9 protein-coding genes are annotated in these 12,694 nt (G+C 42.8%); 6 read left to right on the top strand and 3 right to left on the bottom strand.

Translation table 11 applies throughout. The features are described 5' to 3' along the window. Positions 1–187 precede the first annotated feature (187 nt). Genes F0226_RS10865 through hrpB form a run of 3 tightly spaced genes read right to left on the bottom strand, consistent with a single transcriptional unit; the run spans position 188 to position 7,453 of the window. A complete protein-coding gene (locus F0226_RS10865; RefSeq protein WP_171735649.1) occupies positions 188–2,554 on the bottom strand; it encodes a patatin-like phospholipase family protein in 2,367 nt (788 codons plus the stop codon). A gap of 37 nt (positions 2,555–2,591) precedes the next feature. After that, positions 2,592–5,015, bottom strand: coding sequence for a penicillin-binding protein 1B (gene mrcB / locus F0226_RS10860; protein WP_171735648.1), 2,424 nt, complete (start codon positions 5,013–5,015; stop codon positions 2,592–2,594). Beyond that, a complete protein-coding gene (gene hrpB, locus F0226_RS10855) occupies positions 5,015–7,453 on the bottom strand; it encodes an ATP-dependent helicase HrpB (protein ID WP_345776514.1) in 2,439 nt (812 codons plus the stop codon). The genes mrcB and hrpB overlap by 1 nt, the downstream gene beginning before the upstream one ends. A gap of 112 nt (positions 7,454–7,565) precedes the next feature. On the opposite strand from hrpB, the gene sfsA reads away from it, so the two are divergent. From sfsA to panB, 6 genes are all read left to right on the top strand, one after another. Further along, positions 7,566–8,282 (top strand): DNA/RNA nuclease SfsA, encoded by a 717-nt coding sequence (sfsA, locus tag F0226_RS10850; protein WP_171735646.1) that lies wholly within the window; start codon positions 7,566–7,568, stop codon positions 8,280–8,282. A gap of 134 nt (positions 8,283–8,416) precedes the next feature. Next, the gene (gene dksA, locus F0226_RS10845; protein WP_137373400.1) at positions 8,417–8,863 is read left to right on the top strand and encodes an RNA polymerase-binding protein DksA; all 447 of its coding nucleotides are present in this window, start codon (positions 8,417–8,419) and stop codon (positions 8,861–8,863) included. 129 nt (positions 8,864–8,992) lie between these two features. Then, a complete protein-coding gene (gene gluQRS / locus F0226_RS10840; protein WP_171735645.1) occupies positions 8,993–9,868 on the top strand; it encodes a tRNA glutamyl-Q(34) synthetase GluQRS in 876 nt (291 codons plus the stop codon). Positions 9,869–10,032: 164 nt separating this feature from the next. After that, on the top strand, positions 10,033–11,391 hold the full coding sequence (pcnB, locus tag F0226_RS10835) for a polynucleotide adenylyltransferase PcnB (RefSeq protein ID WP_171735644.1): 1,359 nt from the start codon (positions 10,033–10,035) through the stop codon (positions 11,389–11,391). Next, positions 11,388–11,873: a 2-amino-4-hydroxy-6-hydroxymethyldihydropteridine diphosphokinase gene (folK, locus tag F0226_RS10830; RefSeq protein WP_171735643.1), complete on the top strand. Its 486-nt coding sequence runs from the start codon at positions 11,388–11,390 to the stop codon at positions 11,871–11,873. Before pcnB ends, folK begins: the two co-directional genes overlap by 4 nt. Positions 11,874–11,895: 22 nt before the next feature. Continuing rightward, the gene (gene panB, locus F0226_RS10825; protein WP_171735642.1) at positions 11,896–12,690 is read left to right on the top strand and encodes a 3-methyl-2-oxobutanoate hydroxymethyltransferase; all 795 of its coding nucleotides are present in this window, start codon (positions 11,896–11,898) and stop codon (positions 12,688–12,690) included. Positions 12,691–12,694 lie beyond the last annotated feature (4 nt).

The following is a 12,694-nucleotide window of genomic DNA, read 5'->3' as shown; positions in this document are numbered from 1 at the left end:
TATCTTTGACCTTTATGAGAACATACAAAGAATAATTAGCAGCGCCAGAGAGGCCAAACTGTGGGCAGTACAATAGCAAATTTAACGATAAATTAAAATCTCATCATTTTGACCAACATAGCAAGTTAAGACTAAAGTTCTAACTTTTTTGGCTATTTATGCGTTTTACCTGCTATCAAATAATTGATTATTTGTAAGATGTTCCGATGATTAAGTAAACAGAATCATAGTTACTTTCAGTCTTACCATATGCAAAAATAATAGGACCAATAGGGGAATCAACACCCGTAAATATTGACCCTGCTGTGTACATTGGAGCTTCATTCAGTTTTAAGTTATTGTCTGACCAAACTCCCCCATGCTCTATCGACGCACCTAGATACACTGGGGATTGGAATAACCCAAAGTCATTTTCAAACCACTTATATCGGTACACTAAACTAGAGTAAGCTAAGTTCTGTCCAATTAAACTATTTCGAGGAATACCAGATAGATTTAAGAAACCACCAAGCTCTTTGGGATCAATTGGAAAAGTAGCATTTTTGCTCTCAACAACACCATAATCGAGCTTTGCGACTAAAGTATGTCTTTTATAGCTTTGTGCGGCTAAAAACTTTGCATTGAGTTCGAATACAGTATCGCTAGCATCTTCGCTAGGAGTCCCTGTGACATTCGAATGAGTATCATCGTGCGACACTAAATATTCAAAATCGAAATAGTAACCCTTTGTCGGCAGACTAAAGCTGTCTAATGTGTCTAACCGATAAGCGGCAAATGCCCCTGTACGAGTAAAGTCCACACTACCTATAGAAGAAAGTGATGACGAATCTACCTTCCCATCTGTATAACGGGCGCCAAACTTCAGCTCCTGCCATAAAGTCGGTTGATAGCCAAAAGCGATTTCACCTATATTCTCTAGATAAGTCAAAGGGATGAAATCTTGCGTCACATCTAGAGAAGGCTTTTCAATAGCATCAATTGAAGCTGGCAAGTTTCGCTTCTGTTTGCTGTATGTATATGATGCGGACGTAAACAGTTTTTCTTTTGAAAAGAAAGGTGAAAACAATTCAACCTCAATGAGCTTATCCGTTCCCATCTCAATATTGGTTCTTAGCTCTGCACCATGTGCATTTATATCGGTGAAATTTGCAGACATCCCTAACGCATAGGTACTTTCTGTTTCAAAGTCATCTTCCAAGTAGAAACGAAAGTTGAGGTAATTAGGTCCCCAAGATTTTTCATCCACATCCACAAATAGATGGTCTTCATCACCGACTTTTTCATACCGATAAGTAATGAGCTCAAATCGGTCTAAGGCATATAGCTCTTGAACACTCGATTCTAAGTCACGAGTTTTTAGAGCGTCACCACTCTCTAAATCCAAACGGTTTTTAAGCAATTTATCGGTATAGTGCGTATTGTTATTGATGGTGACGCTATCCACAACAACATTATCAATATGACTTAACTGCTTTCGTGCTGCTTGCTTATGATCAATGTAACCTTGAAATTTAGCACTCGTTACAGACAATTCTTTTAGTTGGTCTTCAAATTGATAGGCAATGTCGTAACCCGCCTGATAGGCACTTGGCATTTTATCAAATTCAGTCGTTTCCATTTCTCCAACATCCGGCTGAAGAAATACATCCTCTTCATTAAGCGTTTTAGCTTGCCTTTGAGTACTGCGACGAACAAGATAATTTGAGAGTTGATCTGCCACCGTTAAAAACGTTGTAAAGTCTTCTTCATCTTTATAGTCAGTACTAATATCAACGGCAATCACAATATCAGCGCCCATGACTCTTGCCACATCAACAGGCATATTGTTGGTCACGCCACCGTCAACGAGCATTTTTCCATCCAGTTCATAAGGAGGTAATGCACCTGGCACCGACATGCTGGCCATCATAGCGTCAACCAAATAGCCCTTATCAATAACAACTTCTTCTAGTTCGATAATATCAGTGGCAACGGAACGATACGGCACGGCAAGTTGATCAAATGATTCAAGCTGAGAGAGGTTTCCGGTCGTTTCACGTAAAATGCGCAGCATATTTTGACCTTGCACCACACCTTTTGGTGCTCGTACCTCGCCCCAACGTAAGCCAAGATCGGTCGTTAGTTGGTAACGATCTTCATACTCTTTATCTCTAACACGGCGTTCACTGCGGTTAACCCTGTCTCGATAACCTTTATTCCAGTCAATCGTATAGATGAAACTTTCAATTTCTTCAGCGCTCATGCCCGTAGCGTACAAGCCACCGACATAAGCTCCCATACTAGTACCTGTTATGTAATCAACGGGGACTTGCATCTCTTCAAGTGCTTTTAGAACACCAATGTGAGCGGCGCCTTTCGCACCACCACCAGCCAAGACCACCGCAACGGTTGGGCGTGTTTTCTCATCCTGAGATAAAGACTCTGACTTTGCTACCACAGCGTTTTCTGCAGCTGCAATATTTTCAGATATATTCGTACTATCAGCTAGTACACTAAAACTAAATACAGCGCTCAATACACCTACATAGCTATTTAGCCAACGGGATACGACCATCTAAATTCATTCCTTGTCATTGTTTTCTATAGCGACTCTACCACTGAAAAAGCTTTTTTAGCCACTGTTTTGGCTGACTTTCACAGCCTTGCTTTATTTCGCCTTTTTCATCCCAAACTGGAATGGTGATAGAACCATCACAATCAAATGTTAAACCGCCCTGCGCACTTCGGTTAAAATGTGCTGTCGCAATATTCGTCGGCCACGGTAAGATCAGTTTTTCAGGGATACGTTGCTGCAAATAATCGGCATATACTCGCAAAGCACCACTAGAGCCCGTTAATTTCGTCGGCTTGTTGTCATCTCGCCCTAGCCAAATAGTGGTCACTTCTCGGCCATCGACTCCAACAAACCAGCTGTCTCGGCTATCATTACTGGTGCCCGTTTTTCCTGCAAGCGCCGCCCATGAGAATTGGCTCGCTAAAAATCGTCCGGTCCCTTCTGAAACACCTTTTTTCATCGCATACGTTGTCAGCCATGCAGCTTGTTGGTCCACACTTTGTGAGACTCTTGGGATAGATTGATAAAGCACATTACCATCAAAATCCACTACAGAACGCAAGGCTGATAATGGCGCTTTTCGACCAGAGTTAGTTAAGGTCTGATACATCTGAGCCACTTGATATGGCGTCAGTGAAAATGAACCTAAGAACATTGAAGGCACAGGTCTTATTTCGCTTTTATCAACCCCTAACTTTTCTAAAGTATTTGACACCTCTTTAATGCCAAGCTGCATCCCTAAACGTACAGTCGGTACGTTATAAGATTTCGACAGTGCCACATACATAGGCACTTCACCTCGGAATTTCCTGTCAAAGTTTCGAGGGCTCCACACACTTCCTTTACTCCCTTTGAGGCTTAAAGGTGTGTCCATTAGTGTGGTCGCTAATGTGTACTTATCTGGCTGCTGGAGCGCGGTTAGATACACAGCAGGCTTAACGAGCGATCCTATTGGGCGGCTAGCATTTAACGCTCGATTAAACCCATCGTATCCGGTTCGTTTGCCTCCAACCATCGCTCGAATTTCACCAGTATTTCGGTCAACAGCTATCGCAGCAGCTTCCAGTTTGTCTCCTGCGGTTTTGGCTAAAGACGGCACTTTATAAGCTATCGATTTTTCTAGTTTATCTTGCGAGACAGGGTCAAGAGAGGTAAACACTCGTAGCCCAGCTTGAGCTTGAAACTTATCACCTACATATTGCTTAAGTTCTCTATTCACTTGCTGGAAATAAGCAGGCTGACGGCTAGCGATACGAGGGTTATCTTGAATGTCTAGATCTCGGCTAGCGGCTTCATTGAACTGCTCAGCCGTCAAAATATCTTGCTGCATCATCAAGCGTAAAACGAGATCTCGGCGCTTTTTAGCTCTTTCAGGATAACGAACGGGGTTGTAATAGGAAGGTCCTTTCACCATTCCAACAAGAAGAGCAACTTGATCAATTCTTAGTTCTTGAACGGGTTGTCCAAAGTACAAGCGAGAAGCAAGACCAAAACCATGGATCGCTTCGCCACCACTTTGCCCCACATACACTTCATTTAAGTAAGCTTCTAAGATCTGATCTTTGCTGTAACGGTAATCTAAAATCAGCGCGATATACGCTTCTCTCACTTTACGCCATATGGTTCGCTCACTGGATAAAAAGAGGTTCTTTGCTAATTGTTGAGTCAGCGTACTGCCACCCTGAACCGTTCTTCCTGCTTTTACGTTCACGACCATCGCTCGGGCAATCGCCAGTGGTGATACCCCTTCGTGCTGATAAAAATTTCGGTCTTCTGTTACCAGCAACGCATCAACCATCACTTCTGGGAACTGCTCTCGTCTTAAGAATAAACGTTGTTCATCATTACTCTTTTCAAGCATGCCCAACATTTTAGGTTCAATTCTCAAGTACCCCATACCTGCATCTTGCTCAAGAGACTTAATACGAGTGAGCTCATTACCTTTGAAGAACAACATAATATGTCGATCAGGCTCAGGACCATCGACAAACTCAAAAGGTCGACGAATCAATTCAATTTTGGTCGATGATGATGAGTACTCACCAGGGTGTCTTGGCGCTTGAACTTTCCGGTAGTTCAATACGTCCAGTTCATTACGAATCTGCTCAATGCTTACTTGAGTGCCTGGTGATAAATGCAGGACGCGAGCATACACAACAGTCGGTAGGTCAAATAATTGCCCATCAAATTTCTGCTTAACTATCGTGCCTAAATAGATACCGACAAATAATAAAACCGCTGCCACTGCCAAAGCTGACTTCCAGCCAATGCTCCACAATGTTTTTAACCATCCTTTCGATGATTTTTGCTTTGTGGATTTGGCTTTGCCTTTACCTTTAGAAGCTGCTCTTGGCTTACGAGGCTTAGCCGCTTTTGTTGCTGGTGATTTTTTAGCTGGCGCCTTTTTAGGTGGTGCTTTTTTAGGAGCGCTAAGTCTAATTTGAGCAATTTTTTTAGTCATTATCGGTTCAGCTGTCGTTTAGTTTTTGTCGTCGCAACATGGTTCGCAGGGTCATCTGGCCATGGATGTTTGGGATATCGCCCTTTCATTTCTTTTTGCACTTCTTTATACGCTCCAGCCCAAAAACCTGCCAAGTCTTGAGTAATTTGTAAGGGTCGCTGAGCGGGCGATAACAGTTCTAGCACGACTTTCTTTCGCCCTAAAGCGATCATAGGAGAGTCTTGCTCACCAAAGACTTCTTGCATACGTACTGAAATCACTGGCTCCGATTTTCCATCATATCGGATTCTTTTCTGAGATCCTGTAGGCATGGTGTATTTAGTTGGAAGCCAATTATCAATATCTTTATTGAGCGGCCACCCTAATCGGGCGAGTAGAGCTTGCTCAACAGAGACATTGGCTAACCCTTTAACGGATTTAACAGAAACCAAATAAGGAGCAAGCCAGTTCTCTATATCTCGAAGTAAACTATCTTCATCCATAGTCGGCCATTCTTGCTCAGGTAACCAAAGCATACCGCAACGGATTCTTTCAAGTAATTGAGATGCCGACTCCGTCCAATTCAAACACGCTAAACCTCTGCGTCGAATATAGCTCAACATTGCTTCGGTAATTTGACTAGAGTTGGGCTCTGGTAATGCTTTTCGATGAATAACTAGATCACCAATACACGAACGCTTTTCTGCAATTAAACGTCCTCTCTTTTCATCCCAATCAACATACTCTTCAATTGATAACAATTCAGGAAAAGTGCTTTCTAAGAGGTCAATATCTACATCAACCGCTAAAAAAATTTGGCTGGCACTGTTTGAAGTTCTCATCAAATCAATCGCGACAATGTATTCACTATTTATCATAGAATTATCAGACCGCATCTCTGCGCCATGCCCATTAGCAAGAAGGAATTTACCATCCCCAACCTTTCTGGACTGAGCTAAACGGTCAGGAAAAGCCAAGCACAAAGTCAATGCGATTAACGATTCATCGACTCCTTTTTCATCAAAAGAGCAGTGGAATTTACGAGCTAAGCTTTGCCCTCTTTGCAAAACAACCTTCGTTTTAGTGTGAGTCCCTTGTTTTAACCGATGTAAGGAGTGCTGCAAATCACTGACATTTCGTTCAGGCTCTTCCAGCAAAGCGGCAATCGCTAAAGCAGCATTGAGTAGCGCGTTATTTTGCTTAGATGCTTTGACTAACATGCTCGCAATACGAGGATCTAAACCAAGCTTTTTCCCTTCCTTACCTAAAGCAGTAAGCGATCCTTTCGAATCTAGCACGCCAAGTTTTTCTAATAACTGCGAGGCTTGTTGGGTGCTTGCTTGGGGAGGGATATCCAACCATTGTAAATCACTCGCATCATTAGCTCCCCACTGGGCAAGTTCAGCTACCAATGGGGCTAAGTCTGAATGTAAAATCTCTGGTTCTGGGACTAACGGTTGCTGTTTAAGTTGCTCTTCCGAATAAAGGCGAACACATACCCCTTCCTCGATACGCCCAGCTCGACCTGCTCTTTGTTCGGCTGAAGATTGAGAAATTCTTACTTGCTCTAATTTAGTGATACCTGTTTTTAAATTGAACTTAGCGACTCTTTCCAACCCAGAATCCACCACAATTCGAATACCTTCAATGGTTAAAGAGGTTTCGGCAACATTGGTGGCTAAAACCACTTTACGACGCCCTTTCGGAGCTGGTGAAATGGCTTGCTGCTGCTGTGAAAAGTTCAATTGACCATATAATGTGCAAACATCAACCTCGTCACCTAAATGATGCAGCTGCTTTTCTACTTGTTTAATTGCAGACACACCGGGCAGAAAAGCCAGTAATGAACCCGATTCTGAAGCCATTAACTGCTCTATCTGGCGCGCCATTTTAGCTTCAACATACTCATTCGATGAAAGCGGACGATAATGAAATTCTACGGGGAATGAGCGCCCTTGAGATTCAACATAAACCGCGCTTGGAAGTAGGCTTTGTAAGGCTTGCTGATTCAGCGTTGCTGACATAACCACAATTTTCAGATCATCACGCAATGCTTCTTGAATCTCCAAACTAAAAGCTAAAGCTGTATCAGCGTGAATGCTTCTTTCGTGGAACTCATCGAAAATGACTAAATCGACACCGGCAAGTTCGGGATCCGCTTGGATCATTCGCGTCATGATCCCTTCAGTGACAATTTCCAGCTTAGTTGAAGAACTTGCTTTGCTTTCCCCGCGAACACGATAGCCAACCGTTTCTCCTACTTGTTCCCCCAATTGCTGAGCCAAATACGTCGCAATATTTCTTGCGGCTAAACGCCTTGGCTCCAACATGATAATTTTTCCTGCCACCGCTTTTGATAAGACGAGTTGCAAAGGAAAATACGTAGATTTCCCGGCACCAGGCGCAGCTTTAAGGATAAGTTGGGTACTATTTTGGACACCAGATATTAATTCTGGGATCACAGCTTCAATAGGTAGCGTTGACGACGGAGGAAGTTGTGACAATGGGAAGACCTTATGGTGTAATGTTGCCAATATTGTACATAAAAACCCATCTATCGAAATAAGTAAAATGCACTTCAAACCGCCATTAGAACCAGCCACACTCATTAAACGTTATAAACGCTTTCTCACTGACATTACTTTACCTGATGGCAGCGAGCGCACTATCCACTGTGCTAATACTGGTGCAATGACAGGGTGTGCAACTGAAGGTGACACCGTTTGGTACTCAACATCTGACAATCCAAAGCGTAAATACCCCAATAGTTGGGAGCTTTCTGAAACCTTAGAAGGTCATAAGATCTGCATTAATACTGCAAGGGCGAACCAACTCGCGGTGGAAGCGATTGAAAATGGAGCTATAGTTGAACTCTTAGGGTACAAAGAATTACGCACTGAAGTGAAATATGGCAGTGAAAATAGCCGTATTGATATTCTTTTAAACGATCCAGATAAACCAAGTTGCTATGTTGAAGTAAAAAGCGTCACACTTTTGGATGATACCTTACAGGGACAAGGCTATTTTCCGGATACAGTGACCACGAGAGGTCAAAAGCATCTGCGCGAACTCACAGAAATGGTCGAATCTGGAAGCAGAGCTGTACTTTTATTCACTGTTTTACATTCAGGTATTGAAAAAGTCTCTTCGGCACACCATATAGACGCCAAATATTCATTATTACTAAAACAAGCACAAGACGCTGGAGTTGAAGTTCTTTGCTATAAAGCAGAACTAAGCAATACTCAAATGAAACTTAAACACTCACTGAGATTTATCAGGAATTAAACAAAAGCACTGATAGTTCACATTGATTACAAGTTTATGCACAAGAGTTTGCCAGCACCACATCTTTCTGCTATAGATACCCGCCTAAAAATTAGCTGCTTAGCAGTTGACTAGGTGTAAATAGGAGATGCTGTATGCCAGAATCTAAGAAAAAAGCGCTAGGCATCCTAGCCATCGCTGGTGTTGAACCATATCAAGAAAAGCCAGGTGAAGAGTACATGTCACCTGAGCAAACTGAACACTTTACCAAGATTTTAGAAGCTTGGCGCAACCAGTTAAGGGTTGAAGTTGACCGTACTGTGCACCACATGCAGGACGAAGCAGCAAACTTCCCAGATCCAGTTGACCGTGCTTCACAAGAAGAAGAGTTCAGCCTAGAGTTGCGTAACCGCGACCGTGAGCGTCGTCTGATCAAGAAAATTGAAAAGACACTAGATAAAATCGAAGAAGACGACTTTGGCTTCTGTGATTCTTGCGGTGTTGAGATTGGCATCCGCCGTCTTGAAGCTCGCCCAACTGCGGATCTTTGTATTGACTGTAAGACACTTGCAGAAATTAAAGAGAAGCAAATGCAGGGTTAATGCCTTAGCAAATATAAAGAAAGGGAGCGATAGCTCCCTTTCTTGTTTCCAGAATTCAGGTTATGAGCCCTTAATTCATCCCGGCATCGTTTTTATTCCTCTTCTTCGTTGAAATATTAGGTTCAAATCATGAGTTATATTGGGCGTTTTGCGCCTTCTCCATCAGGTCCTTTGCATTTTGGATCTTTAGTAGCCGCCTTAGGCAGCTACTTTCAAGCTAAAGCCAACGGTGGACAATGGTTCGTTAGAATTGAAGATTTAGACCCGCCCCGAGAAATGGCTGGCGCTGCTGAACTAATATTACAAACACTGAAAAGCTACCATCTATTTTGGGATGGTGAAGTGGTTTATCAAAGCCAAAGGCATGAATTGTATCAAGCTCAAATTGAGCAGTGGCTATTAACCGATAAAGCCTACTTTTGCCAATGCTCTCGTAAGCAGATAAAAGAATTAGGTGGTTTTTATACGGGCGCATGTCGTCATAAGAATATCAATAACGCCTCAATGAGTGCGGTGCGCTTAGCGATGGAATACCCTGTTGAGCATTTCCAAGATTTACGTCATGGTCAAATTGATATTCCACCGGCATTGGCAAAAGAAGATTTTATAATCAAAAGGCGAGATGGTCTTTTTGCTTACAATCTCGCGGTCGTACTGGATGATATCGACCAAGGGATAACCGAAGTGGTTCGAGGCGCTGATTTAATTGAGCCAACAGGTCGGCAAATTAGCCTATACAAGATGCTCGGGCATCCTGAAGTCAGTTATTTGCACCTGCCGCTTGCCACAGATAAAAATGGTCAAAAATTGTCGAAGCAAAACTACGCAACGGCTATTGATATAGATAACCCAGTACCGACATTACTGACAGCAATGCAGTTTTTAGGATTTAATATCCCTAAAAACATAGCAACCTCAGCAATAGACGATATTCTATTATGGGGCTGCAAAAATTGGGATTTAACCCTGCTACCAAACACTTTGCAGCAAATACACGACAGCTAAAATGGTCTTTGAGCGCAAAAATACCGTCATTCAGAATGGTTTACGGTCACGCTCATATTCTCAAATGCCTCGCGCTAGGCTATTATTAGCCGCAATTACGCGCAGCAACACCACTTTTGACTAGAGAAAATCAAAGTTGGCGATACCAACTTTGCTATAAACTAATGAATACAAACGACAATACCCCAAATGAACAACGTAGCTTTCATGAATTAGCTCTGAGTATTTACACTCGCCAAGAGCACAATATTTCACGCAAGCAGATCAGTGACAATGCACTAAAAGTGCTTTATCGGCTGAATGGTGCGGGTTTTGACGCATTTTTAGTCGGTGGTGGCGTACGCGATATTTTACTCGGTACCCAGCCAAAAGATTTTGATATTGCGACAAACGCAACACCAGAACAAATCAAAAATTTATTTCGAAACTGCCGTCTGATTGGTCGCCGTTTCCGCCTTGCGCATATCATGTTTGGTCGAGACATTATTGAAGTCGCGACTTTCCGCGGACACCATCAGGAACCATCGAAAAATGTTTCTGCTCAATCAAAAGAAGGCATGCTTCTTCGTGACAATGTTTACGGAAGTGTCGATGAAGATGCTGAACGTCGTGACTTTACGATTAACGCTATGTACTACAACATTAGTGATTACAGCATTCACGATTACGCAGGTGGCGTAGAAGATCTTGAAGATAAGTTGATTCGCCTTATTGGTGAGCCTGAAGTTCGTTATCGCGAAGATCCGGTACGCATGCTTCGTGCAATGAGATTTGCAGCCAAACTCGACTTTGACATCGAAGAAGACACAGCCGATCCAATTGAACATCTTGCACACCTTCTAAAAGATATCCCAGCCGCACGTCTGTATGAAGAATCACTGAAGCTGCTGCAATCTGGGCACGGTTTAGAAACGTACCACTTAATGCGTGAATACAATCTATTCCAACAAATTTTCCCAACAATTGCTGAACACTTTACTGAAGATTATTCTTCAGAAACTGAGCAAATGTTAGATTTGGTATTAGATTCAACTGACCTTCGTATTGAAGACGGCAAACGCGTTAACCCAGCCTTCATGTTCGCGGCTATTCTTTGGTACCCAATGAATAAGCTGGCAGACAAATTAGTCGCTGAACTAGGTGTTGCGCACTACGACGCAATAATGGAAGCAAGCAACCTGATCTTAGATCAACAAGTGAAGTCTCTTGCTATTCCACGCCGTCATACAGCAACCATTCGTGAGATATGGCAGCTACAGCTTCGTTTACCTCGTCGTAATGGTAAACGCGCTTTCCGCCTTATGGAATTAAACAAATTCCGTGCAGGTTATGATTTCTTAGAAATGCGTGGCGAAGTTGAACAAGGTGAAGCTCTAGACCTTGCTAAATGGTGGGAAACCTTCCAAAACGCAGGTAGAAACATGCGTCAAGCAATGGCTAATGATGTGGAAAATCCGGGTAGATCATCAGGTAACCGCCGCCGTAAAACCTACCGTAAAAAGAAAAGTAAGCCTGCAGAATGATCACGGCATATATCGCGGTTGGCAGTAACCTTGCCGACCCGGTGAGCCAAGCAAATCTGGCCATCGAAACATTAAAAAGCCTACCGCGCTCAACGTTTATTGCGACTTCTAAGCTATATAGTAGCACTCCAATGGGGCCGCAAAATCAACCTGATTACATTAATGCGGTCGTGGCTATTCAAACTGAATTAACGCCTATTGAACTGCTCAATTGCACACAAAAAATTGAGTTAGAGCAAGGGCGTGTCCGTAAAGATGAACGTTGGGGACCAAGGACTTTGGATCTCGACATCATTCTATTCGGCAATGAGGTGATCGATTCGGAGCGTTTAACTGTTCCACATTATGGAATGAAAGAGCGTGAATTTGTGCTCTATCCGCTTGCTGAAATCGCACCAAGTTTACAACTCCCTGATGGGGCAGAGCTGACTGACCTACTGAAAACAGTAGATAAGAATGGGCTCGATGTTTGGCAGAGATAGCCAAATACAGTAAGGAATTATTATGAAAAAAGTAACCATTAACGACTTAATCAAGTGCAAACAAGAAGGTCGTAAATTTGCAACGTCTACAGCTTATGATGCGAGTTTTGCCCAATTATTTGAAAGCCAAGAAATCCCAGTTTTATTAGTGGGCGACTCTCTAGGTATGGTGCTTCAAGGTAAAACAGACACACTGCCTGTAACGGTTCAAGATATTGCTTATCATACTCGCTCTGTTCGTACTGGCAGCCCAAACTGTTTGTTAATGGCTGACATGCCTTTCATGAGCTATGCAACACCAGAGCAAGCTTGTGAAAACGCGGCAACACTGATGCGTGAAGGCGCTAACATGGTTAAAATCGAAGGCGGAAGCTGGTTGGTTGATACCGTTAAAATGCTAACAGAGCGTGCAGTACCTGTTTGTGCCCACCTTGGTCTAACGCCACAATCAGTCAATATTTTTGGTGGCTATAAAGTTCAAGGTCGCAATGATGAGCAAGCCGATAAAATGGTTGCTGATGCACTTGCTCTTCAAGATGCCGGTGCTCAAATTGTTCTATTAGAATGCGTACCTGCATCATTAGCAAAGCGAATTACAGAAGCTTGTGATGTACCAGTTATAGGCATTGGTGCAGGCAACGTGACTGACGGTCAAATCTTAGTAATGCATGATATGTTTGGTATCTCAGCAAACTACATGCCTAAGTTTTCTAAGAATTTCCTAGTTGAAACTGGCGATATGCGTAAAGCAGTAGCGAAATATAAAGAAGATGTAGAAAGTGCAATCTTCCCAGATGACGCTCACACAATCGCTTAGGAGT

This window comes from Vibrio sp. 99-70-13A1 (assembly GCF_013114625.1).
Lineage (GTDB): Bacteria > Pseudomonadota > Gammaproteobacteria > Enterobacterales > Vibrionaceae > Vibrio.
The sequence above is the reverse complement of the archived record's forward strand: the minus strand, read 5'-3'. Positions and strand labels throughout refer to the sequence as shown.

Coding starts and splice junctions, on each gene's coding strand:
- F0226_RS10865 (WP_171735649.1), bottom strand. CDS start 2,554: ATGGTCGTATCCCGTTGGCTAAATAGCTATGTAGGTGTATTGAGCGCT.
- pcnB (WP_171735644.1), top strand. CDS start 10,033: ATGAATACAAACGACAATACCCCAAATGAACAACGTAGCTTTCATGAA.
- dksA (WP_137373400.1), top strand. CDS start 8,417: ATGCCAGAATCTAAGAAAAAAGCGCTAGGCATCCTAGCCATCGCTGGT.
- folK (WP_171735643.1), top strand. CDS start 11,388: ATGATCACGGCATATATCGCGGTTGGCAGTAACCTTGCCGACCCGGTG.
- mrcB (WP_171735648.1), bottom strand. CDS start 5,015: ATGACTAAAAAAATTGCTCAAATTAGACTTAGCGCTCCTAAAAAAGCA.
- panB (WP_171735642.1), top strand. CDS start 11,896: ATGAAAAAAGTAACCATTAACGACTTAATCAAGTGCAAACAAGAAGGT.
- gluQRS (WP_171735645.1), top strand. CDS start 8,993: ATGAGTTATATTGGGCGTTTTGCGCCTTCTCCATCAGGTCCTTTGCAT.
- sfsA (WP_171735646.1), top strand. CDS start 7,566: ATGCACTTCAAACCGCCATTAGAACCAGCCACACTCATTAAACGTTAT.